The following is a 25,097-nucleotide window of genomic DNA, read 5'->3' as shown; positions in this document are numbered from 1 at the left end:
TCTTGAAAAATGAAAAAGAGGCATGAACAAAAGTTAGTGGTCCTATCATTGACCTTGCTATTTCTATTGAATGTCCCTCTCGTGATGATATTTGACCAAGAAGCCAGCTTCTTTGGGTTTCCAAGCATCTATTTTTTTATTTTTCTACTTTGGGCAGTTGCCATCCTAGTTTCATTCCTCATCCTAAAGAGGCATTATGAATAACTATCTTCTCATAGGGGTGATTATTATCTATTTGGGATGTTTATTCGGAATAGCTTTTTGGGCTGAGCGCAATTCAAAGAGCAAATGGGTGAACAACCCATACATCTATGTGCTTTCGTTGGCAGTTTATTGTTCTGCATGGACGTATTATGGAAGTGTGGGAATCGCGTCCCGAACCGGAATCAACTTTCTAGCTATTTATCTTGGCCCTGTGATAGCAATGCCCTTATGGGTCGTTCTCATGAGGAAGATCATCCGCATTTCTAAACAGCACAAGATCTCTAGTATTGCAGATTTTATTTCACTTCGTTATGGGAACAATCGGTCTCTTGGAGCCTTGGTCACGATCATCTGCGTGTTTGGTATCGTTCCCTATATATCTCTACAGCTAAAGGCAATCTCCGAGACTTTTGAGATCATTACCGACGAAACCAGTTATGCCTCCACCTCTGTGCTGGATGACTCTACCTTCTACATAGCTGTGCTATTGGCCATTTTTGTTGCATTTTTTGGTACCCAGGCTACAGATGCCTCCCAACGGAGAAAGGGAATCATGACTACGGTGGCCTTTGAGTCCATTTTAAAGCTTGCCTTTTTTCTTGTCATTGGAATCTATGTTACCTACTATTTGTTTGATGGCACTATCGACGTATACCAAAAGGCATCTAATTTAAGCGACTTTGAACGTATTACTTCCTACAATGGCTTAGAGTTCGGGTTTAACTGGCTTTTTACCATTGCCCTATCTTTCTTTGCCATATTTCTTTTACCGAGACAATTTCATGTTGCAGTCGTAGAGAATGACCGCGAGCGATATTTAAAAAAGGCCATTTGGCTTTTTCCATTGTACCTGCTCCTGTTCAATATTTTTGTGATCTTCATTGCATGGGCCGGAAAATTGAGGCTACCTACTGAAGTGAATAACGACTACTTTACGTTATTGCTCCCACTTCAGCAAGACAATATCTTTTTGGCGATGTTGGTGTTTTTCGGTGGATTCTCTGCCGTCATTTCTATGGTCGTAGTTTCTACATTGGCATTGTCTACCATGGTGAGCAACAACTTGGTGATTCCTTATGGGTTCTTAGCTAAGTTCATCAAAGGGGATCCCGAAAAGAATTCAAATTATATTAAGAACATTCGGAGAATCTCGATCTTCTCGCTCATCATTCTGGCCTATCTTTTTTATGTCAACTTCTCCTACGAGCTTTCCTTATATTCTATTGGGCTTATTTCTTTTGTAGTAATAACACAATTGGCACCATCATTTTTTATCGGTCTTTTCTGGAATCGCGGTTCCGCAAAAGCAGCCAAAATAGGGATGGTCACTGGAATGCTAGTGGTCATTTACACCCTGATCAGTCCATTGATCGTCACCGTTTTAACGGGGAACACTTCTTTTATTGATAAAGGATTGTTCGGTGTAGACCTGCTAAGACCTTATCAGCTCTTTGGTTTGGATTTTCTGGGGCAAGAAGCACACGCGTTCTTTTGGAGCATGCTCTTCAATATTTTTAGTTTTTTGACCTTTTCGTTGCTTTCCAAGGGAAACTATAGAGAACGTAATTATGCCGAAATGTTTGTGAATAGCAGCAATTATAGCAATTTACAAGAGGGTGCTTTTGTGTGGAAGGGAGAAGCCTACGTCACGGATATCAGAGATATGCTAAAACGTTTTTTGGGCAAGGAAAGAACAGAACGCGCATTGCGGATCTTCAACCTTAAATACAACATATCCGATTCCGAAGAACGGGCAGATGCACGATTGGTCAATTTTTCTGAAAAGCTCTTAACGGGAAGTATCGGCAGCGCCTCTGCCAGAATCCTTATTGCAAGTGTAGCAAAAGAGCAACCTGTGAGCCTTGTCGAAGTCTTGAAGATCTTAGAAGAATCCAAAGAGACCATTGCAACGAATAAGGCATTAAAAGAAAAGTCGCAAGAGCTTACACAACTGGCAGACCAATTAAAAGACGCCAACGAAGAATTGTTAGAGCAAGACCGTATAAAAGATGAGTTCCTAGATACCGTTGCTCATGAATTAAAAACACCCATAACATCAATTAAAGCGGCATCGGAGGTATTGGTCGAAGACGACGAGATGCCCGAAGATCTAAAGAACAAGTTTCTCACCAATATTGCTCGTGATTCTGATCGGTTGGTCACCTTGATTCATAATATCTTGGACCTTGAAAAACTTTCCAACGGAAGAGAAGAATTGGCAATAGGTAACAATCAAATTGAAGTGACCATTGAGAAAGCCATCAGAGGGGTTTCGCAGATCGCTTCCAAGAAAGGAGTATGCGTAGAATTTCAAAACGGCCAAGAGATCAACGCGCAATATGATGAAGACCGCATGCTCCAAGTACTCACAAATTTGCTCAGCAACGCGATCAAGTTCACCGAACCAGAGGATGGCCCAATTAAAGTGAACGCTCAAAAAAAGAAAGACAAGATACAAGTGTCGATAGAAGACAACGGTAAAGGAATACCGAAGGAAGACATCAAGTTCGTCTTTGACAAATTCTATCAGGCCAAGCATCAAAACATTAAGAAACCCCTAGGTAGCGGATTGGGATTGTCCATTAGTAAAAAGATCATCGAAAGTCATAAAGGCAAGATCTGGGTTGATAAAAAATATAAAAAGGGAGCGCGATTTGTGTTCACCATACCACATACAAAAACATGAAGAAGATTTTAATTGTTGACGATGAACCAAACATTGTAATGTCTCTTGAATATACCTTTAAGAAAAAGAATTTTGAAGTGTATATCGCAAGAGATGGAGGAGAGGCCATGCAGATCGCAAAGGAAAATTTGCCAGACCTTATCCTGTTGGATATAATGATGCCTGATGTGGACGGTTATGAAACTTTAAGGCAGATAAAGGATGATGCATCCTTAAGGAATACCAAAGTTGTCTTCCTGTCAGCAAAGAACAAAGCAGCTGATATAGAAAAAGGAATGCAACTAGGAGCTGATAAGTATCTCACAAAGCCATTTTCGGTAAAGAAGTTAGTTTCGGAGATCGAGGAGCTCCTCAATTGATCACGGGTCTTGTGTATAAATAATTATTGTTCAATTTAAGTTAGGAAAGATGAGATTTCGATTAAACCCCTTAGCGTCCGATATTCTTATAAGTATTTACGCTTTAGCTTCCTTATACCTTCGCTTCAAGTATGAAAGCGAAACACCGATAAGCCCTTTGAACTCCATTGTGATGGGTTTATGTTTTGTAGTGATCATCTGGGTTTTCATTAAGTTGAAAGTACTTAATCCCAACTGGTTTGGGCTGTTCAAGTCCAAAAAAAGAGTTTAACGTTGATCAAAGTAATTAACTATTAATAACAAACAATAAAAACCAACTACAATGAGCAATTATCATATTAAGAATCTTGAAGAATATTATCAAGTCTATAGAAAATCGGTACGTAACCCACAGAGTTTTTGGGAAGAGATAGCAGAAGAGCACTTCTTATGGCGCAAGCGCTGGGACAAGGTGCTTGATTGGGACTTTGAAAAACCATCGATAAAATGGTTTGAAGGCGCCAAACTGAACATCACCGAGAACTGTATCGACAGACATTTGCATATACGTGGCAACAAGACCGCCATCTTATTCGAACCGAACGATCCGAAGGAAGAAACGCAGCATATTACCTACAGGCAATTGTACGAGCGTGTTTGTAAATTCGCCAATGTATTAAAGGAGAAGGGCGTAAAAAAGGGTGATAGAGTTTGCATTTATCTCCCAATGATTCCAGAACTCGCTATTTCGGTTTTGGCCTGTGCCCGCATCGGAGCGATTCATTCGGTCGTCTTTGCAGGATTTTCTTCAACCGCCTTGGCAACCCGCATCAATGATTGCGAAGCAAAGATGGTCATCACCTCCGACGGTTCGTATCGTGGGGCCAAGACGATCGATCTAAAAGGTATCGTGGATGATGCACTGGAACACTGCCCGTGTGTAGAAACTGTGTTGGTAGTAAAACGGATCAATGTCGAAATCAACATGAAAGAAGGCCGAGACCAATGGTTGCAGCCGTTGCTAGACAATGCCTATCAAGACTGTGACCCAGAGATCATGGATGCTGAAGACCCGCTGTTCATTCTTTACACTTCGGGATCGACAGGACGGCCAAAAGGGATGATGCATACCACGGCCGGCTATATGGTATACACGGCTTATACCTTTAAAAACGTCTTTCAGTATAGAGAGGATGATATCTATTGGTGCACAGCCGATATCGGTTGGATCACGGGACATTCCTATATCGTTTACGGACCATTGGCCAATGGCGCTACTACCGTAATGTTTGAAGGCGTGCCATCCTATCCAGACTTTGGCCGCTTTTGGGACATCGTTCAGAAACACAAGATCACACAATTCTATACGGCACCAACGGCGATCAGAGCCTTGGCAAAGGAGAATTTAGATTATGTCACCAATCACGACCTTTCGAGTCTTAAGGTACTCGGCACGGTGGGAGAGCCTATCAACGAAGAGGCCTGGCATTGGTACAACGATCATGTGGGAGCCAAAAAATCCCCCATTGTCGACACTTGGTGGCAGACCGAGACCGGTGGTATACTCATTTCACCGATCCCTTTTGCCACGCCTACCAAACCCACTTACGCAACCTTGCCAATGCCTGGTGTGCAGCCCGCCCTGATGGACGAGGACGGCAAAGAGATCACTGGAAATCAAGTAGACGGTCGTTTGTGTATAAAATTTCCATGGCCATCGATGGCGCGTACCATCTGGGGGGATCATCAGCGTTATAAGGATACCTATTTCTCGGCTTATCCTAATCACTATTTTACAGGAGATGGCGCCTTGCGAGACGAGGTTGGCTATTATCGAATTACGGGTAGGGTAGACGATGTGATCATCGTTTCTGGACATAACCTAGGTACGGCACCAATCGAAGATGCGATCAACGAGCATCCCGCAGTAGCAGAATCTGCCATTGTTGGTTTTCCGCACGATATCAAAGGAAATGCCTTGTATGGTTTTATCATACTAAAAGAAACAGGAGAATCTCGTGATCGTGATAACCTTGGTAAGGAAGTCAATCAACAGATAACCGATCGTATTGGACCCATTGCTAAGTTAGATAAGATACAATTTGTGCCAGGACTTCCTAAAACGCGTAGTGGGAAGATCATGCGAAGAATCTTAAGAAAGATCGCCTCTAAGGACACGTCCAATCTAGGGGACACTTCAACCTTATTGAATCCGGAAGTGGTAGAGAAGATCATGGAGGAGGCGTTGTAAGCTTTGAAATAAGATTAAAAGATGGGAACTCGCTCCCATGGCTCAAGGGCTTTTCGAATCTGGGATTCTGTGGTTGTCAATATTCAATTTCATATTTTTGTGATGGTTTACTTACTTATGAATATTGAATGACCAAAACATTGACCCCCATAATGTCCCTATTCATTGCCCTTCTTTTTGTGCAATCATCATGGGCGCAGATTGAACTCCAAAACAATGAGGCCGACAAAAAATTGGAGTCGCTGCTCAAAGAGTTCTCCTCTCTTTCAAGTGACCCGGAGAAGTCCACAGTACGGGCTATGGAAATCTATTACCAAGGAACCGAATTGATTGAAGAAGCTTCCAATGATACATTAAAATTTGATTTTCACTCGAAATATTTACGATGGTTCTTAGCTAGACAGTTCCTCGATGAATGGGTATACAATGCCAAAAGTGCTGCTATCTACGCCAAGAAATTAAATTATACAGATAAGTATATCCACCTGTCCTCTTACATTGCCATTGGTCAGATAGCCCTAAGAAAGTATGATAGCGCTACCGCCACATATAGAGCGATCATCGCCCATAACCAAAAGCTCCCAAATTCGAAAACGGCTCATACTCTAGGGAGTCTCAACAATTTCGGAATACATTTTTACGACAATTTAAAGAATAATGATTCCGCGTTATACTACTTCAACAAAATGTATGAATTTCCAAATTCAGCTAGAGAAAAGTTCGCCTTGCAGTGGAGCATCTATGACAATATTGCATTGGTTCATATGACTGAAAAAAGGTATGAGGAAGCAAAAAAACTTTTTACTATCAATTATGAATTTTATGGGAAGAATATCCAAAACGGCACTAAAGACTATGAACGTTGGTTTAGGGCTGGACTGCAATTGGCCGATGTAGAAATGAAATTGAATCATTTTACAAAAGCCATTGAACTGATCAAAGAAGTAGAACGGTATTTTAAGAATGCCCCTCCCTATGATGATAGCATTAAGACGCGGCTGCTGCTCATTAAAACACAAGGTGACTATTACAGGGGTGTTGGTGCCTTGACACAGGCGGGAATTTGTTCTGATAGGCTCATAAGAATGAAGGATAGTCTGTCTGCACTGGACCAAGCGAATATCTTAGGAGATCAGACGCTCTTTAGAAAGATAGCGTTGGAAAGAACCCAAAATTCTTTAGAAAAAGAAAAGAAGATTCGATTGAGCGAAATAGACCGTGCAGAACAGCGATTGAGCTTTGTTCTGCTCTTTTGCCTTCTCCTTGTTGTAGGGCTTTATTTGATCTATGCTAAAAATAGGCAAAGGCTGTTGGCAGTTCGTACGGAGAACGCCTTGATTGAAGAAAAGGCACGCACAGCCTCGCTGAAAAACCAATTATTGGCTTCCGAAATGGAGCTTAAAAAACGAGACCTTGCCGACTTTGCCTTGAACATCTCTCAAAATCAAGAGTGGGCCAAAGAGATATTGGAAAAGATTTCTGTGATCAAGGGCAGTAAAGGACGTACTAAAGGAAAACAGCTACAACTTTTGGAGAAAGACGTAGCTCGTAAGATCAAAGTGGAGGATAGGACTATCGATTTTAAGGATAGGGTAGAAAAATTAAGCAACGAATTCTATGAAAAGTTAAGGGCGCATTTCCCACAGCTTACTCGCTCTGAAGTACGACTCTGTTCACTTATTAGACTTAACATCGATAATCCTGAGATCGCCATGCTTCAGAATGTGAGTCCACAATCCGTCTATAAGAGCCGTTTCCGATTAAGAAAAAAGCTCGGTCTTTCCAAGGAGGTAGATCTCAACATGTTTTTAAAGGAGTTTTAAAAAATCGTTCCGAGTCCTTAAATACTAGAATTTCGAAAGAATCTTAGTTCTTTTGTCCATCAATTGTCCATATTAATTCTTGTCATATTTAAGGAAACTGAAATATATTAGCTTCAGAAACAAAAGTAATTCCCCAACCCTATTTCATCATGGCGAATTGAACATCTGTTTCATACGCTGACTTTAAATCACCTCCAATTTCCCCCTTCGACAATTGGAGGTTTTTAATTGTAGTTGCGACAAGGAAAAGGAAATACTTTTATCGATGTTGAGTAATCAATGGCCAATAGCCCCATATGACCATGAATTTTCTATTTAAGCTTTTCAAAAATTACAGCACCAGCGAAGTGCATGAAGACCAGCTAGCGACAATGAGGCTTGAAATAGAACGATTGACCAATGAAAATATGATATTGAGAGAAAAATTAGGATTTCTCAATGATTTCCATCATTCGTTGAAAGAGAAAAATGAATTCTTCCAAAAGGAATATTCCGATTATATCACTCTAGGTAAGAACGATGATACCAGGTCCGATGAGCTAGGGACGAATTAATGGCTAAACAAGTCGTAATATTGGTGTTCCTTTGATCTATGAGCTGATCATCGTTTTCAGTCTGTCCAGCACGTCTATATTGTGACGTAGCAACGCATAGAGAACGAACAAGGCTATAAGTGCAATAGCAAAGCCTACAAATCTTCCATTCTTCGTTGATGAAAGTTTATTGGACGAATAGATATATACCCTGGAAAGTTTTTTGGTGTACTTGGCCACCAAGGCAAAGGTTGGTGCAAAAATGAGCACAACGATCAGCATATCTATCAATACCAAAAGATATCCTTTTTGATCGATATGTCTTCTCACGTAATCGATTACCAGGCCATTGATCAAAGCTGCGCTCAAGACGGCGATGCTATAAATAGCATATTTAGATAAAGTTCTACGATTCATAATGGTAAGATTTGGGGTTTCTTACATTATAACGGAATATTTCCGTGTTTCTTTTCTGGAAGCTTTGCTTCTTTAGTTTCAAGCATGGCAAATGCCTTCAAAAGTTTACGTCTCGTATTTTTAGGAAGTATTACTTCATCTATGAATCCACGCTGTGCCGCACGATACGGATTGGCAAATTTGTCGGCATATTCGGATTCCTTTTCGGCAAGTTTGGCTGTTGGGTCATCGGAAGCTTTGATCTCCCGTCTGAAAATGATCTCACTGGCGCCTTTGGCACCCATTACAGCGATCTCTGCAGTAGGCCAGGCAAAATTCATATCGGCACCAATGTGTTTTGAATTCATTACGTCATATGCGCCACCATAGGCCTTTCGGGTGATGACGGTGACTCTGGGTACCGTGGCCTCGCTTAATGCGTATAACAACTTGGCTCCGTGGACGATAATCCCGTTCCATTCTTGATCGGTACCAGGTAAAAAGCCAGGAACATCTACCAGTACCAACAATGGAATATTGAAGCAGTCGCAGAATCGGGTAAAGCGAGCAGCCTTTTTGGAGCTTTTCACGCCCAAAACTCCAGCCAGAAACATCGGTTGGTTGGCAATGACACCTACACTTCTTCCACCGAGACGTGCAAAACCTACAATGATATTTTCGGCATAATCCTTATGGATCTCATAAAAGGAATCTTCATCGATGATACCATCGATGACCTCGTGCATATCATAAGGTTTGCTAGGGTCGTCTGGGACGATGTTGCTAAGAGAATCACGTATCTCGTCGTTCAGTTCATACGGCAGATGCTTCGGTTGTTCTTTATTGCTCTGTGGTAGATAACTCAACAATTTCTTGACATCTTCCAAACAGGCGATGTCGTTGGCCGAGGTTACGTGTGCTACACCCGATTTCATGGCATGGGTAGTTGCACCACCTAATTCTTCCGCCGTCACCTCCTCGTTGGTAACCGTCTTTACCACATTGGGTCCTGTAACAAACATATAGCTGGTATTCTCTACCATCAATGTAAAATCGGTCATTGCAGGAGAATACACCGCTCCACCAGCACAAGGTCCCATAATGGCTGATAATTGTGGGATGACACCAGAGGCCATCACGTTGCGATAGAAGATATCGGCATAACCGCCAAGTGATCTCACACCTTCTTGGATACGTGCACCACCAGAATCGTTAAGTCCAATGATGGGGGCGCCGACCTTCATTGCAAGGTCCATTACTTTACAGATCTTCTCTGCATGTGTTTCTGACAAAGCGCCTCCGAACACCGTGAAGTCTTGGGCGAACACATAGACCAGTCGTCCATCGATCGTTCCATAGCCGGTGACGACACCGTCTCCGTAATAGATCTCTTTTTCCATCCCAAAATCGGTGGTCCTATGAGTGACAAGGACTCCGGTTTCCTCAAAAGAACCTTCATCCAAGAGATAAGCGATGCGCTCTCGGGCGGTGAGTTTTTTCTTTTGATGTTGTTTTTCAATTCGTTGCTCTCCGCCTCCCAAATGGGCAAGTGCAACTTTTTCTTCTAAGGTCTTTATCTTTGAATCCATATTCTTAATTGGTTGGAAGTCTAACAATCTCTTGATCTTCAAAATAACGTTTCAAGGCGACCATGGCCGCAATACGCGCCTCTTCCTCGGTCTTTTTCTTCAACGATTCTGGTGAATAATATTTTTTCACGAAATGGGTATCGAAATTTCCAGACCTAAAGGCTTCATGCTCACAAACGAATCGTCCGAAGGGAAGCGTTGTCTCCACACCTTCAACAATATAGTTGTCGATCGCATAGAGCATCAATTGTATAGCTTCGTCTCGGTCTTTTCCGTAGGTGATCAATTTTGAAAGCATGGGATCATAGTAGATGGGCACATCCATGCCTTCTTCAAATCCGTTGTCCACTCGAATACCTTCTCCAACAGGCAAATCATAGGTATCCAGGCGACCTACACTAGGTAAAAAGTCATTCAACGAATCTTCGGCATAGACGCGAAGCTCCAAGGCATGCCCTTTGATCTTTAAGTCGTCTTGTTTTATTTGAAGAGCCTCGCCTCGTGCCACTCTGATCTGTAATTCTACCAGATCCACGCCACTGATCAATTCGGTAACTGGATGTTCGACTTGTAAGCGAGTGTTCATTTCTAAGAAGTAAAAATTATGATCGGCATCGAGGAGAAATTCGACGGTACCAGCGCCAAGGTAATCACACGACTTGGCCACATTGATCGCCGCTTGCCCCATCTTTTCACGTAATTCTGGTGAAAGTACCGAAGATGGTGCTTCTTCCACTACTTTCTGGTGTCTTCGTTGTATGCTGCATTCGCGTTCAAAAAAATGTAAAACGTTGCCGTGGCTGTCTGCCATTACTTGAATTTCGATGTGACGTGGCGATGTGACATATTTTTCTATAAAGACCGATCCATCACCAAAGGCCGATGTGGCTTCACTGATCGCTCGCTCCATTTGAGATTTCAGGTCCTTCTCTTGTTCTACGATGCGCATTCCCTTTCCTCCACCACCGGCAGAAGCTTTGATGAGCACAGGGTATCCTATCTCTTTTGCGATCTTCTTTGCTTTTTCCACATCGGTGATCGCTTCATCGATACCAGGAACCATCGGAATGTTATAGCTGGCGACCGTCTCTTTGGCGGCTAGCTTGCTCCCCATTACCCTGATGGCCTTTGATTTTGGTCCGATAAAAATAATGTTGTTTTTTTCGACCTGCTCTGCAAAATCAGCGTTTTCACTTAAGAAACCATAGCCGGGATGTATAGCATCTACATTGAGATCTTTTGCGACCTCGATGATCTTAGAACCCACCAAATAGGACTGATTGGAGGGAGGCTCGCCAATGCATACCGCTTCATCGGCAAATTTTACGTGAGGTGCATTTCTATCGACTGTCGAATAGACTGCCACTGTTTTAATTCCCATCTTTTGGGCGGTCTTCATCACTCGGATGGCGATCTCGCCTCTGTTGGCAACCAATATTTTTTTCATATGTGTATTTATTGAAATTCTAACAATAACTGGCCCTTGTCCACGGTATCTCCTTTTGAGGCGGATATGGATTTAATGATACCATCACGAGGTGAAAGAATGATATTTTCCATTTTCATGGCCTCTAAAATGACAAGGGGGTCATCTTCCTTCACTTCTTGTCCCTCCTTAATGTGAACGTCTAGCAGAAGACCAGGCATTGGTGCTTTAATTTGATTGACATGCTTGGAAGCACCGAGTGAGAATCCCATTTCTTTGATGAAGAGGTCTAAGCCGTCAGAGATTCTTACCGCATAGGTACTGTTGTTGACCTTTATAGTGTATTCCTTCTTTCCAAAGTTGACATGGACGACTTCTGTATTGTATGGTTTTCCTTCATTTAATATATGATATTTGGAGTCGCTCGTTTTGACAGCATCGATCTTCAAAACGTCTTCTTTTGTAATGTCAAAATCCATATTGTTATTGACATTGGCTTTGAATGTGTTGGTCATTAGTGTATCGGTGTTTTTTGTTCTATAAAAATAGCCATTTATGGGTTAATAGATCGCTACAGCAAACCAATTCTTTTTGATCTAAAGAAAAGGTCTTTTAGCGTTATTGGTCGTATCATTCTAAGGGAAGCAAGGATTTTTAAAAAGACCAAAGCTGTAATATAGGCATCGCCCGCAGCCGTATGCCTGTCATGTGCTTTTACATCGAACTGCTTCATCAAAACATCGAGCGAGTAGCGTTTCTCTTTATCCGTAGAAAATTTGGTCTTCTTAAATAGGTCATCCGTATCAAGTACTTTGTTCTTTAGTTTTGGCAGTCCTAGGCGCCGCAAGGCAATATTGATCATCGCAACATCAAAAGAGGCATGATGGGCCACTAATATAGCATCTTTGACATATTTGAGAAATTCGATAATGGCTTGTTCCTCTTCTAATTTAAAGTCATGTCCATCCTTTCGTATACCATGGACGGAAACGGTTCCTCGATTGTAGACATCTTGTCGCACATACAGTTCAATACTGTCGGAGACGTCAATCTGAAAGCCGGAGACGGCCACAGCTCCTATTGATAATATTCTGTCTAGAGAGGTGTTCAATCCAGTGGTCTCCGTGTCAAAAACAACAAAGCGCGTGTTTTGCAAGTTATGGTTTTTCTTCTGGTCGAAATGGTCAAGATACTCATTCCAATATTCGGGAAACACTTTGTTATTTTTAAATAGCTTCAGCATATCAGAGTATTTGAGATAACTGGAAACGAACGCTTATCAATTCTTGTACATCCTTAATAGGTTTGAAGCAACTTCTCAGCTCCAACCGGTCTGCCTTACTCAACAACTTGAGGTCTACAAATCTTCCCGAATCTTTATTCTTTAGGCCTTGAATGGTCCTAAATCGAAGCAGTGCTTCAAAAGCATCGATGCAAGATAGATAAAGGTCACTGTTTTGTGGTTCTACTTGAATCAGCTTTTCAAAACGGGAAATGGTCCCATTGTTGTTCTTGAATCTGTTGAACAGGGAAAGCAATCTTGCTGCGTCCACCAAAGGCATGATGGCTCGGGCTTTGATATCGAATTGATCTTTATGCTCTCCACTAGATTCTACAAGAAACTGTCTAAAGAAGCTAAGCGGTGGTGGATTTTTCAAGGCATTACGCCCTAGGAAATTCATAAAGATCTCATACCGTTCGATGGATTCGTAGATACTTTCGGAGATCTCCTCTACTAATGTGCTATCTCCGTATACCAAATTATAATCGAAAAAAATGGTGCACAACATGATCTTATCCTCGTCTGGTTTGGTGATCCAATTATCAAATTGGGCCTTCCATTGCGAGACGGATAAGCACCATTCTGGATTGCTGGCCATCATCAACGCTGGGCAGTATTCAAATCCGACTGTATTCAATTTTGTGGTCACCGCTTCCGATAGGTCCAGAAAATAACGCTTTGTCTTTTCGTACTGTGCTTCGGCAACATCATCAAACACCAGTGCATTGTCTTGATCTGTCAATAGTAATTGTTCGCCTCGTCCTTGGCTCCCTAAAGCCATCCAACCAAATTTGACAGGAGGGCGCGCATCCATTTCTGCCAAGGAAATCTCTATGACTCGTTTTGTTATGGCATCGTTTATAGAGGAAATAACGTTGGTGACAAACTGAATTGGTACTTGTTGCTCTAAATAGCCTTTAAGGAGCTGCTGTGCCTTTTCTCGGATGAATCTGAGATTGTCTGCCGTCGTTGCCCGTTTTACTTCTTTGATAAGAACAGAAGGATTATTGCCTTGAGCGACAACGATATCATGTTCTGAAAGAATTCCCACCAATTCTGAATTTGGAGTGCCATCCTTGGTGATGCATAAATGGGTGATACCATTCTTAAGCATGCCAATTTGCGCCTCTGCGATAGAAATGTCTTCCTTGTAAGTAATGACGGGGCTGGACATTATTTTTTTTACTGAATCATCGATACCAAACTTACCGGTAGCGATTTTTGTTCGGAAATCCTTATCAGTGATTATTCCAAAGGGCAGCTTGTTTTTGGTGATTACTATAGAACCAACTTTTTTGTTGGCCATAACTTTAGCAGCCTCACTAATTTTGGCCGATAAATTACAAGTGACAGGATCCTTCGAATACTCTGCAGATCTAACCCCTGTAAAATGATGCTCAAACCGATTTGGCACCTGTGAATGCATGAATAGGGGAGAATCGTCATTTTTTGAATATGGATTTCTACTGTTTGTAACGAAACTGGAAATTAGAAATTTGTTGGCGGCTGTATTGGAATGAATGACACTCTCGAGCAGATCGGATGAAATACTGTAGAGAATACTTTCTTCAATGGCCTTGGCGCTTAGAATATAATTATCCTTCCGTATAAGTGCACGCAAACCAAAAATATCACCTTCGTCACATTCATCAATCAAAATACCATTTTCTTCGCTAAAAATACCCAGCGCACCTTCCTGCACGACATAGAAACAATCGTGGATATTCTCTCCCTGCCTAAAGATGTACTCATCTTTGACAAGATGAATTACAACCACATTTTTTGCAATTTCCAACAACTTTTCGGTAGCGAGTAAACTGAACGGTGGAAAGTCCTTTAAAAAGTCATAAATGCGTTCGGCAATGGTATTTTTCATAGCACGAATTTATTCACTTCGCCCTTTATAGAATATGAGTTTTATCATGTTCTTTTGAAGCTTTCAGGTTTAATCGAAATTGTTTTCAAAAAAATCACCTTACAGTCCAGATATTCTTCTAGTATTCTTGCAAAGGGCCAATTTTCCGTTGAAAAGCAACAATGCATAATAAAATTGGTCAGAATCTTGTATCTTTTGTGGATAATAAACGATTGAATTTTGAGTGATAAATACAACAATTACATCATTCTTATTTTTAATATTATTTTTTGCAGCGTTCTTTTTGCACAAGATAGCACTAAGACTTCGCTATACCATTCGGACCATCAGTCATTTACAGAATATCTGCGGAGTTTGGATTCTGATTCGCTGAAGAGGAGTGAAGCGCGGTCTTATCTCAGCGCAGCTAGAGCAAAGGGCGATATCACTAAAACTGCAGAGGCCTACTTGATATTATCACAACTTCACACTCGCACGCCTTTGGCGATCACTTATATCGATAGTCTTTTGCAAGTTACCAAAGAGTTACAGGATCAGGACTATCTGGGGATTGGACATTTGCAAAAGGGCATTCAATATTATTACATGTCCAAATACAATGAGGCGTTTGAGTCCTTGAAAAGAGCAGATGTTATCGCCAAGGAAAATGACAACGATTATCAGCAAATGGTCGTTAGGCATTATATAGGGTTGCTTAAGAATGTCACCAATGGTAAAAATGAAGAGACTCTCAATATCTTTAGAGAAAATCTTAAGTTCTTTGATATTGAATCTTATAAGATCGCCTATAACGATCAATATCTGAAGTCCTTATATGCCTTGACCGATGCTTATAATCGCAATATGAAATTAGACTCCGCGATCATCATATGCAGAAAAGGGATCGTCGAAAGTCAGAAGAGTAACAACACCTATTTATACCATCATTTTTTGCTGGTGTACGGGGACACCAAGGTTCTAAATAAGGAGTATGATATTGAGGTGGTCGACAGTTTGAAAAAGGCATCATTGATGCTGCAGTACAACAAGAAATCGCTTGCAGGCTGTTACTTGACAATAAGCGATGTCTACGCAGGTAGACATAATTATCTGGAGGCCATCCATTATCTCAAAAAGGTGGACTCAATGTATGCAGAATCACCAGAGGAATTGATCATAAAAATGCAGGTCGCCAGCGAAAAGCTATTAACATATTATACGATAACCGAAGATGACGAAAAAAAGCTTCTGACCATAGATAAATTGATATCTGTGAACGAGGCCATTGTCGAGGAATTTCAAAACCTTGGAAGCAATATTACCAAGGAGTATGACACCCCAAATTTGCTAGCCGAGAAAGAACGCCTATTGAACAAAAGCAAAAAGAACATGCTCTTTCTCTATCTGGCAGTCGGTATTCTCCTATTCATGGTCATCTTTTTTGTAATAAGGTCAAGAAAGTACCAAAAAAGATTTGACAAGTTAATGCTCGCCCAAAAGGCAAAACCGAATAAATCTCTTACTCCTGATAGGACCGATAAGGAGCGCTCAAAGAAAATAGGCCTATCAGAAGACCAGATCAATATCATCCTAGAGAAGTTGGAAGCTTTTGAGCGATCTGAAAAGATCACAGAGAATTATACACTCAATTCGTTGGCAAAAGAATTTGGCACCAATAGTGCTTATCTATCCAAAGTGATCAATGTTTTCAAAAAAGTCAACTTTTCCAATTATTTCAACAATCTCCGAATTGACATAATCGTAGATCGTCTTGCTAACGATAAGACCTTACAGTCGTATACTATAGATGCTATCGCCAAGGAAGCAGGATTCAATAATGCACAATCCTTTAGGTTGGCCTTCTATAAAAAAACTGGGCTCTATCCGTCTTATTTCTTAAAACAGTTGGCTCAGAAGAAAAAAGAGCTATCATTTTGATATACAGTTTTTTATGTATCTTTTAGTACGTTGAATTTATAAATATCACCTTATCATATTATGAGGTTTTGGTCAAAGAGGCTATATTTGAGTTAGACCAATCAATAACTCCACACTATGCAATCACCTAAAAGAAAAAAGACCACACTCAGTCTAAAGAAAATGCGCATCGCTAAAATAACTGACACCACTGCTATCAGGGGTGGTGATATTCAGACAATAGCCCAAGATTCGGAATACTGCACGGGATCTGTGAATGATAAGAATTGTAATTCACAAGAAACCATAGGCACTGGGACTAGACTAACGTATCAGTTGACCCAAGAGTAAGAAAGATTTGTGTTAAACAGATCATCTAAGTGCCATAAGGGTGCTTCTTTTATAGTAAAAACAGCATTAAAGTAACAAGCAGGAACATGTCGAGTTCATCGATTGGAATGCCTGCTATTCTAGTTATCACTATACTAAAGATTCTATTTCCACATAATAACTCCCTCACTCAAAAGTAACTTTAGACAGCCATCTGGGCATCGTTCACTCATTCATTGTTTTATAGCTTCTACGGGTATCATAGTTTCGTGATATACTTTAAAATCACCGACTATGAAAAGACTTACTTCTCTATTGATACTATGCCTCTTGGCAGGAAGCGCATTTGGGCAAGATCAAAAGGTCAAAACAAGAACAGCACCGCTTAAAGTATTTATAGTCGATAAACCGAAAGCGTTGACTCCTGGAGTCAATTTGGTTACGACAGATGGACAACTCGTTCAGGTAAATAACAGTCATTGTCCGGTAACTACCGTTACTCTTTGTTGCCCAACTATATCTTGGGCCGCCAAATTACCTTTCACTACGTATCAAATAAGTTCTCAAGAATTCAATTTGGTGACGCAACAAGACATTTATAATGCGTTACGAGCCAAAGTTCCCAGCATTCGAATTGCCGATCAGCCATTGCCTGTTGGAAGGCCAGTCATTTCTATGCGAAATTCAGTTGACACCATTTTACTCATCGACGGTGTGCGTTATGACCTTTCCGTGCTCAATTCCTTGAATCCCACAGATATTGAAAGCATCACGGTAGCACCCAACAATGCTGCGCTAACGTATTTTTTAGGAAATAAAAATTAAACACTGACCATTATGAAAAATTTTGTTTCAATTTTAATCGCAACGATGATCGGAACGATCGCCGTTGCCCAACAGAAAAACATTACAGGAACAGTTTCGGACGATTCCGGCCATCCACTTCCTGGAGCCACTGTCATTGTCAAAGGTACCAGTAATGGGACGACAACCGACTTTGATGGTAATTATTCGATCACGGCAAATTTCGGAGAAATATTGGTATTCGCCTATGTTGGTTATGATAGTCAGGAAGTCACCATTGGGGTAGCTAATGTCATCAACGTTTCTATGCAGTCATCAAGTGAATTGGACGAGGTGGTGGTCGTCGGTTATGGCGTAAGTAGAAGCAGAGCAGTTTCGGGATATTATGTCGCAAGAAATCACAAACCTTCTAAAGCACAGCTCAAAAGGCAAGAACAAAAGGCCTATCATTCTACACTGGCAAATCAGTTGAAAGGTAAAGTATCTGGAGTGTCAATAAGCAACAATAATGGTGTGACTGGTAGTGGAACCAATGTACTGATTAGAGGACAACATGCTATAAAACCAGGGAAAGAGCCGTTGTATATCGTGGATGGGGTGCCCATTCAAAAATTGTATAATGGTATTGTGGCTGGTATAGACCCCAATGAAATTGAAAAAATGAATGTCTATAAAGGTGCTGACGCCAGATCCAGATTTGGAAAGATCGCAAAACACGGTTGCATTGTAATAACGACAAGAGCAGGTAATTATCGAATTGAAAATGATGAATCCTATTCACAGATCAATGAGAACGATTTTGAGCGAGTTTCATTGTCACCGCTATCTACTTTTTCTATCGATGTTGATAAAGCCTCGTATAGCAACATACGACGAATGATCAATAATGGCCAGCAAATTTTTCCAGACGCTGTAAAGATCGAAGAAATGATCAATTATTTTGACTATTCCTATCCGCAACCCACAGATGAACATCCCTTTTCGATTAATACAGAAGTTGGTATCACACCTTGGAATCAAGACACCAAACTGGTTCGAATAGGATTACAAGGAAAAGAGTATGAATCAAAGGCCATTCCTTCAACGAACCTAACGTTTTTAATAGACGTATCTGGTTCGATGAGCGCAGCGAATAAACTGCCATTGCTAAAGTCAGCATTCCGACTGCTTGTAAATCAATTGCGGGCAGAGGACAAAGTGTCCATCGTTGTCTATGCAGGAGCGGCAGGAGTAGTATTGAAACCAACATCGGGTGATAAGAAAGAAGAAATACTTGCTGCACTTAACAATCTCGAAGCAGGTGGTTCAACAGCTGGTGGTGCCGGGATAAAGCTAGCTTATAGATTGGCAGAAAAGAATTTCAAGAAGTGGGGTAATAATCGCGTCATTTTAGCTACAGATGGGGATTTTAACGTCGGGGCTTCCAGCGATAAGGCCATGGAAGAGCTGATTGAAGAAAAACGCGAAAGTGGTGTGTTTCTATCGGTTTTGGGTTTTGGAATGGGAAATTACAAGGATTCGAAATTAGAGACACTTGCGGACAAAGGCAACGGGAATCATGCTTATATAGATACTATGCTAGAGGCGCAAAAGGTGTTTGGTGCTGAGTTTGGTGGAACATTATATACTATTGCCAAAGATGTGAAAATTCAAGTAGAATTCAATCCTACAAAGGTACAGGCATATCGATTGATCGGCTATGAGAATCGATTATTGGCGGACGAGGATTTCAAGGATGACACCAAAGATGCAGGCGAGTTGGGAAGCGGGCACAAGGTGACTGCTTTATATGAGGTGATTCCAGCAGGGGTATCTTCAGAATACCTGAAATCGGTTGATGAATTGAAATACACCCAAGCGATTCAAAATGATGCAAATTCCGATGAACTCTTTACAGTGAAGTTTAGATACAAGAAACCAGATGGTACCAAAAGTATCGAAATGGTTCATGTTCAAAAAGATGAAATAGCATCGATATCTTCAGATTTCAAGTTTGCTTCGGCCGTGGCTTTATTAGGAATGCGATTGCGTAAATCGAAATACGATAACGGCGCTACACTCAATGACATCATAGCCTTGGCCAAGTCGGGTAGAGGTAAAGACCGAAAAGGGTACCGGGCAGAATTCATTCGACTTATCAAGACTATCGAATAGATACGAAGGGTAATGGTTGGTTAGTTTGATGATGCTTCTTTTTAGAAGCAAAAGAGCGCCTAAGGGCGCTCTTTCTTTTGACAACTTTTCTTTTTATTGTTGCATCTTAAAATAATAATCCGCAGAATGCTTGCCAGACCCATAAACTGTAAAGAAGACGAGTAACATCAAAACAATGATCGAAGTGATAAAATTACCGGTTTGCATTTCGCCTACGAAGTTGATCATCACCGCTCCTACAAGTATGGGTATCTGTGAGAGTGTTGACCAGCGTGTAAGTAATCCAAAAGCGATCATTACTCCACCGACCATATGTGCTGGTGCGATATAATGCATCAATAACATAGTGCCGCCCCATCCTTTCAGTGGTTGCACCAGTTCTACCAAAGATTGGATATTGGTCACAAAGGCTGTCCCTTTGATGAATAAAAAGACACCAAGGGCTATACGTATGATATCCAGAGGAATATAGGTATGTGCGTTGGCCCATTTGTTCAAGGTTTTTACAGTTCCCATAATTGGTTGTTTTTTAATGGTTTTGGTTCCTATAACAGGGACTTTAAGATACTGATTTTTAGCAAGAAATTCAAATATATCGCCTGTAAAGAAGGAACTCCGAATAATATTTAGTTTCTTTATAATGACTAATTATCCAACTTCGTTTTGATGAAAAAGACCATACTTTTCCTGTTTTCAATTTTATCGATCTATAGTTATTCGCAACACATACTGCCCGAAAGAGAACGAGCCAAGATCGTAGATGAGATATTAGAAGAACGCTTCAATGACCTTCTGCCAACATTGATGGACCGAGCGGATATCGACATGTGGATCGTGATCTCTAGAGAATACAACGAGGACCCTGTATTGAGGACGATGCTGCCAGCCACCTGGTTAAATGCTAGGCGAAGAACCATTTTGGTCTTCTTCCGAGATAGATCAAAGAGCACCATTGAAAAATTAGCCATCGCCCGTTATGATATTGGCAAGAATATCAAATCTGTTTGGAACAAGGAAAAACAGCCCGATCAATGGCAGGCACTCATTGACCTGATCATAGGAAAAAATCCAAAAAAGATCGGTCTTAACTATTCTGATCATTTTGGGATTGCCGACGGGATAGTGAAGACCGACCATGATGCATTCATGACAAGACTTCCCAAGAAATTCCAAAAAAGGGTCGTCTCTGCCGAGAAGTTGGCCATTGGATGGATAGAAACTAGGACGGAACGTGAGATGGCCATTTATAGTCATTTGGTGCATATTACTCATCAAATCATAGAAGAAGCCTTTTCAGCAAATGTGATCACACCAGGCGTCACTACGACCGAAGATGTGGTCTGGTGGATGCGCGATAAGGTAAGGTCCTTGGGTTTAGAGACCTGGTTTCATCCTACAGTGGATGTGCAAAGAGCGGAAAATAGTGACCTATATGCTTTTGATAATAAGCCAAAGTTAGATGTGATACGGCCGGGCGATCTGCTTCATTGCGATTTTGGCATCACTTACTTGAGATTAAATACCGATTGCCAAGAATTGGCCTATGTACTAAAGTCTGGTGAGCAAGAAGCGCCAGCATTTTTAAAAGACGCGCTCAAGGAAGGTAATCGACTGCAGGATATATTGACGCGTAATTTTAAAACAGGGAGAACGGGGAATGAAATTTTGCTCAAATCGTTGAGTGAAGCGAAAGGAGAAGGCCTTAAACCGCAAATTTATACGCACCCTCTTGGATTATACGGACACAGTGCGGGACCCACCATTGGTATGTGGGATTCACAAGGAGGCGTTCCGGTGAACGGGGACTATCCATTATACCCTAATACCGTATATGCAATAGAACTTAACACCAAGGTATTTCTCAAAGAATGGAAAAAAGAGATCAGGGTAATGCTCGAAGAAGCTGGTTTTTATGACGATATGGGCCATAGATATGTCAATGGACGGCAAACGAAACTTTTACTCATCTCTGAAGATGGTCAGCATATAACAAAGTAGACCTCAAACTTCGTACGAGTTACAGACCTGGCCTTACTAAAAGATGCTTCAGCATTTTGCACTGATTTATATTCCATGATAAATTTAGATGAGCACGCTGTAAATGGTAAAGTTGATCTAAAAGATAAAAAAGTATGATGACGTATTAGTATATTTATATGGTTACCAGATGTTTATATATTTATTTGTTTGGTAAGGCCAGTAAAAAGCTATTTTAATCTTTTAGGGTATGAAGTTAAAGTTACTAGCATCAATTGTACTCATCAATTATGGCATAACATACTGCCAACAACAAATCACAGGAATAGTAAAAGGGCTCAATGGACCTATTGTGAATGCCAGTATATATAATCTGAACGATAATTCTACGACCATTACCGATAAAGATGGACAATTTTCTATAAATGCAACTCAGGGCCAGCGGATTCGAGTTTCCTATGTTGGAAAGAAAAATTTCACTTTTAAGGTAACGCAGTTCATAAGACCTTTAGAGATCGTGCTGGTTGATGACGAAGTGTATTTGGATGAAGTGGTACTGTCGAAGCAAAAAAAGCGCAGCTCGGAAAAGCAAAAGGCCAGGGAGAAGAAGAAAATATTTGGTGCCTTTGGAAAAAGGAGGGTCTCTGGCATTGCCCCCAGCGACGTGCTTACTCAGAATGAGATCCGAAGATTCCCTCCCGATATTATAGCCCTTGTTCAAAGTATGCCAGGTGTTAGAGTTTTGGGTAATGGTGGCAGCGCGCGGGTAGTGCTGCGTCGCCCTACATCATTTGGGGCGCTAAGAAACGCTGTGATTCCTGTCGCATGGGATATCGATGGCTTGGTCGTCAGGGATATCCCCACATGGATAGATGTTCAGCTCATAGAGAAGCTGGTACTTCTAAAGAACCTTACTCAGTTGAATCCGTATGGTACCCTTGGAGCAGGAGGGGTGATCATTATAAATACTAAGAATTATGTCGACCCCGATAGTGGTCTCAAGGCCAAGATCACAGATAAGGAAAAGTTTGACCAACCTACGGTAGCATTTGAAACCGTACAAACAGGGTCTCCAAAGTACATCTCGGAATATAATAAGATGACTGGTAATTTTGAACGTGCTTATCTCGAATACGAAAATCAACGAAAGACCTATGGCCACTTACTGGATTTCTACATCACTAGCTTTGATCATTTCAGTAAAAATTTCCCCGATGACTTTAAGCCACTAGCAATTTTGAATGGGATAGCTAATACATTCCCCGATAATGTGGAAGCATTAAGGGCAATGGCCTATAAACTGGATGAGATCGGCTATTTTGAAGCGTCCAAAGATATTTATAAGAATATAGCGACCATGGCGCCTACGATTCAAAGTGTGCGTGATCTGGCTAAAGCAGAAGCGAGATTGAACAATCTTAAGCTTTCAGAGAACTTGTATAACGGGATCATTTTCAAGATGCACAACATTGAGCAGAATGCAACACTCAAACAACTTTTAAAGTACGAGCGCAATTTATCCGCGTTGAAGCTTAGCAATGAAGATGAAGCATATACCTTTGTCTATGAAGATCAGGAAACCAATGATATAGAGATCCTTGTTGAATGGAATAACCAAGATGCCCAATTTGATCTGCATTTTGTTAACCAAGACGGATACTTTCATACATGGAATCATACCATTTCTGAAAATGCCGAGCGTATCAATAATGAAAAGGTCTACGGATACTCGTCTGAACGGTTTTTTATCGATCAACTAACAGACAGTTGGGAAATCAATCTCTCGTATAAAGGAAATGAGACCTTGTTTCCAACCTATTTTAAACTTACGATACGAGATAGCAAAAGTGGCGAAGAGAAGATAAAGGTATATCGCCTTGCAGCAAAGAACCTTAGTCAAAAATTGGCAAAGATCAATGCCACGGGGCAATTAAGGTTCTTATGATATTTACAGATTCATTGGTTTTAAAGTAATTGTTTCAGCCGCGCGCTGCAAATATTTCCTCAATAGACAGCATTATAGCTATCTGACCAATTTGCCCGAACTGACCCGTTTAGGTAATGACAGGATATTCTTTTTAATTGCTTTAGATAATGTTATTCTTAAACTTTTGATCTTCTCCATATTAAATCGGTGATCAGAAGGCAATAGATATAATATGAGGCAAGCAGTCATGCTGCAAAAGAAGCTTGGGAGACCATGAACTAGTATGATCAGGAAATGAAAAGCAATACCCGCAAACAAAAGATACTTTCGCCGACCATAATTCATGAAAAGGGCGGCAGCCAACAAAAGTTCCAGAAAAATGGCACCCCAGGTGATCATGGTCAAGGAAATGGGATTTCTTAACAAAGGAAAGACCAATGGCTCTAACCATGGATGTACTCCAAATGTCGGGCTTGTAAACCAATAGTATACCGCCGTCCCATTCATCCATTCTTTCACACTAAGTTTAGAGACCGCCGCGTCAAAATATATAAACGACACCTGTAATTGTATGAGGAAAAACATGAAATGCGCAATAATTTGCTTGTAAGGACTGTCATTTTTCTTAGATGGATCATTCCAATGATTTTTTCTTGCGTCCAATAAGGTCAATGGGATCAATAATAGGGTGAGAATTGAAGCGATTTGATCCCCTCCGTCGACCACCGGGCAGTCCTTCAAAAAGCTGAAGGTTATGTACCAATGGACAATCCCAAAATATCTAGGGTAGATTCCTATTATGACTATCAATAGGGCTATAATTGCAATTACTTTGGCAAGTATCAAGTATTCATCTGGGAAAAGGCTAAAGAACGTGAGCGAGCTTTCATTGATGTACCTCGTTTCAAAATTCAAACCATAAAAGAAAAGGAGTCTGGGGTGGTTGAAGGCCAAGGTAATCAATGTGCCCAACGCCAATAGGCTTCTGGTAAAACCGTAAAGGTTCGTGAACTGATTCTTGGAGGTGATTTTTTCGATTGCTTTCATAATGAGGGCCAAGGACATTTAAAGACTAACTTGCAGATCTGGTATGGGTAATAACTTTCGACCTTTCTCGAAAACAGTGGCCATGGTTCGGGTTTGCTTTTAACGATGTAATATTCCTCGCAAAGGAAATCGTGCTGCATCTCTACGACGATCGTTGGTAAAGAGTCTCTAGATGATAGAAATTCATTCAATGCAATTTTTGGCTGCACATAATCAGTCGAATCCAGCATGCCAAAGATGATCTCTAGCTTAGCCTCTACCAATCTTCTTTTTCTACTTGCCCCAAAATAATTGCCCGCGCTAAAATTACTTTGCGGGATCGCTTCGACATATCCATTTTGTTTGCTGTATATCCTATAGACCTCCGTTTTAGGGTCCTTAGTGAAGAAACTAAAACCTTGGCTTACAAATGTCTTTACCTTCATCTTGTTGCCCATATTGTATCGCAACGATATGGGGTTCCCTTTAATAAAGATTATTAAGGTGTAAGCGATCAGTGAAATTGTCAATCCCAAAGTGCCGATAAAAAACCATTTTACATTCATAAGCCAAGGTCCT

21 protein-coding genes are annotated in these 25,097 nt (G+C 40.9%); 12 read left to right on the top strand and 9 right to left on the bottom strand.

Annotation, left to right across the window (positions count from 1 at the left end; all coding sequences use genetic code 11):
• The first annotated feature begins 9 nt into the window (after positions 1–9).
• The 6 genes from ACFQ1M_RS08305 (at position 10) to ACFQ1M_RS08280 (ending at position 7,856) form a co-directional block, all read left to right on the top strand.
• On the top strand, positions 10–204 hold the full coding sequence (locus tag ACFQ1M_RS08305; RefSeq protein ID WP_386406693.1) for a hypothetical protein: 195 nt from the start codon (positions 10–12) through the stop codon (positions 202–204).
• Positions 197–2,890 (top strand): ATP-binding protein, encoded by a 2,694-nt coding sequence (locus tag ACFQ1M_RS08300; protein ID WP_386406691.1) that lies wholly within the window; start codon positions 197–199, stop codon positions 2,888–2,890. Before ACFQ1M_RS08305 ends, ACFQ1M_RS08300 begins: the two co-directional genes overlap by 8 nt.
• Positions 2,887–3,249, top strand: a complete 363-nt coding sequence (locus ACFQ1M_RS08295) for a response regulator transcription factor (protein WP_386406689.1) — start codon at positions 2,887–2,889, stop codon at positions 3,247–3,249. The genes ACFQ1M_RS08300 and ACFQ1M_RS08295 overlap by 4 nt, the downstream gene beginning before the upstream one ends.
• Before the next feature lie 322 nt (positions 3,250–3,571).
• On the top strand, positions 3,572–5,479 hold the full coding sequence (acs, locus tag ACFQ1M_RS08290; RefSeq protein WP_386406686.1) for an acetate--CoA ligase: 1,908 nt from the start codon (positions 3,572–3,574) through the stop codon (positions 5,477–5,479).
• 128 nt (positions 5,480–5,607) lie between these two features.
• Positions 5,608–7,302: a helix-turn-helix transcriptional regulator gene (locus ACFQ1M_RS08285; protein ID WP_386406684.1), complete on the top strand. Its 1,695-nt coding sequence runs from the start codon at positions 5,608–5,610 to the stop codon at positions 7,300–7,302.
• A gap of 296 nt (positions 7,303–7,598) precedes the next feature.
• Complete coding sequence (locus tag ACFQ1M_RS08280) at positions 7,599–7,856, top strand: hypothetical protein (protein WP_386406681.1); 258 nt, start codon at positions 7,599–7,601, stop codon at positions 7,854–7,856.
• Positions 7,857–7,892: 36 nt separating this feature from the next.
• Here ACFQ1M_RS08280 and ACFQ1M_RS08275 read toward each other — a convergent pair whose 3' ends face one another.
• From ACFQ1M_RS08275 to ACFQ1M_RS08250, 6 genes are read right to left on the bottom strand one after another with little or no spacing between them, the layout of a single operon-like run.
• The gene (locus tag ACFQ1M_RS08275; protein WP_386406678.1) at positions 7,893–8,252 is read right to left on the bottom strand and encodes a hypothetical protein; all 360 of its coding nucleotides are present in this window, start codon (positions 8,250–8,252) and stop codon (positions 7,893–7,895) included.
• Between the two features lie 26 nt (positions 8,253–8,278).
• Complete coding sequence (locus ACFQ1M_RS08270) at positions 8,279–9,820, bottom strand: acyl-CoA carboxylase subunit beta (RefSeq protein ID WP_386406675.1); 1,542 nt, start codon at positions 9,818–9,820, stop codon at positions 8,279–8,281.
• A 4-nt stretch (positions 9,821–9,824) separates the two neighbouring features.
• Complete coding sequence (accC, locus tag ACFQ1M_RS08265; protein ID WP_386406672.1) at positions 9,825–11,267, bottom strand: acetyl-CoA carboxylase biotin carboxylase subunit; 1,443 nt, start codon at positions 11,265–11,267, stop codon at positions 9,825–9,827.
• Between the two features lie 8 nt (positions 11,268–11,275).
• Entirely contained in the window at positions 11,276–11,761 is a 486-nt protein-coding gene (locus tag ACFQ1M_RS08260) for an acetyl-CoA carboxylase biotin carboxyl carrier protein subunit (protein ID WP_386406669.1), read from the bottom strand.
• 56 nt (positions 11,762–11,817) lie between these two features.
• A complete protein-coding gene (locus ACFQ1M_RS08255; RefSeq protein WP_386406666.1) occupies positions 11,818–12,489 on the bottom strand; it encodes a 3'-5' exonuclease in 672 nt (223 codons plus the stop codon).
• A gap of 1 nt (position 12,490) precedes the next feature.
• A complete protein-coding gene (locus tag ACFQ1M_RS08250) occupies positions 12,491–14,404 on the bottom strand; it encodes a DUF294 nucleotidyltransferase-like domain-containing protein (RefSeq protein ID WP_386406663.1) in 1,914 nt (637 codons plus the stop codon).
• Positions 14,405–14,623: 219 nt separating this feature from the next.
• Between ACFQ1M_RS08250 and ACFQ1M_RS08245 the strand changes: the two genes are divergently transcribed.
• From ACFQ1M_RS08245 to ACFQ1M_RS08230, 4 genes are all read left to right on the top strand, one after another.
• Positions 14,624–16,321, top strand: coding sequence for a helix-turn-helix domain-containing protein (locus tag ACFQ1M_RS08245; RefSeq protein ID WP_386406660.1), 1,698 nt, complete (start codon positions 14,624–14,626; stop codon positions 16,319–16,321).
• 117 nt (positions 16,322–16,438) lie between these two features.
• Complete coding sequence (locus tag ACFQ1M_RS08240; protein ID WP_386406657.1) at positions 16,439–16,651, top strand: hypothetical protein; 213 nt, start codon at positions 16,439–16,441, stop codon at positions 16,649–16,651.
• Positions 16,652–16,924: 273 nt separating this feature from the next.
• Positions 16,925–17,455: a TonB-dependent receptor gene (locus tag ACFQ1M_RS08235; protein WP_386406654.1), complete on the top strand. Its 531-nt coding sequence runs from the start codon at positions 16,925–16,927 to the stop codon at positions 17,453–17,455.
• Positions 17,456–17,467: 12 nt separating this feature from the next.
• Positions 17,468–19,588 carry a YfbK domain-containing protein gene (locus ACFQ1M_RS08230; protein WP_386406651.1) on the top strand — a complete coding sequence of 707 codons (2,121 nt, stop codon included), beginning with the start codon at positions 17,468–17,470 and terminating at the stop codon, positions 19,586–19,588.
• A gap of 93 nt (positions 19,589–19,681) precedes the next feature.
• On the opposite strand, the gene ACFQ1M_RS08225 is transcribed toward ACFQ1M_RS08230, so the two are convergent.
• Positions 19,682–20,104 carry a DoxX family protein gene (locus tag ACFQ1M_RS08225; RefSeq protein WP_386406648.1) on the bottom strand — a complete coding sequence of 141 codons (423 nt, stop codon included), beginning with the start codon at positions 20,102–20,104 and terminating at the stop codon, positions 19,682–19,684.
• A gap of 150 nt (positions 20,105–20,254) precedes the next feature.
• Between ACFQ1M_RS08225 and ACFQ1M_RS08220 the strand changes: the two genes are divergently transcribed.
• Complete coding sequence (locus tag ACFQ1M_RS08220; protein WP_386406645.1) at positions 20,255–21,586, top strand: M24 family metallopeptidase; 1,332 nt, start codon at positions 20,255–20,257, stop codon at positions 21,584–21,586.
• A 229-nt stretch (positions 21,587–21,815) separates the two neighbouring features.
• Positions 21,816–23,510: a YfaP family protein gene (locus ACFQ1M_RS08215; protein ID WP_386406642.1), complete on the top strand. Its 1,695-nt coding sequence runs from the start codon at positions 21,816–21,818 to the stop codon at positions 23,508–23,510.
• Positions 23,511–23,588: 78 nt separating this feature from the next.
• Here the strand turns inward: ACFQ1M_RS08215 and ACFQ1M_RS08210 are convergent, their stop codons facing one another.
• Entirely contained in the window at positions 23,589–24,539 is a 951-nt protein-coding gene (locus ACFQ1M_RS08210; RefSeq protein ID WP_386406639.1) for a sporulation-delaying protein SdpB family protein, read from the bottom strand.
• Positions 24,536–25,084, bottom strand: coding sequence for an SdpA family antimicrobial peptide system protein (locus ACFQ1M_RS08205; protein ID WP_386406636.1), 549 nt, complete (start codon positions 25,082–25,084; stop codon positions 24,536–24,538). Before ACFQ1M_RS08205 ends, ACFQ1M_RS08210 begins: the two co-directional genes overlap by 4 nt.
• Between the last annotated feature and the right edge of the window lie 13 nt (positions 25,085–25,097).

The sequence above is a fragment of the Sungkyunkwania multivorans genome, from assembly GCF_042675645.1.
Classification (GTDB): Bacteria; Bacteroidota; Bacteroidia; order Flavobacteriales; family Flavobacteriaceae; genus Sungkyunkwania; species Sungkyunkwania multivorans.
Note: the sequence above shows the minus strand (reverse complement) of the source record. Positions and strands in the feature narration are given on the sequence as shown.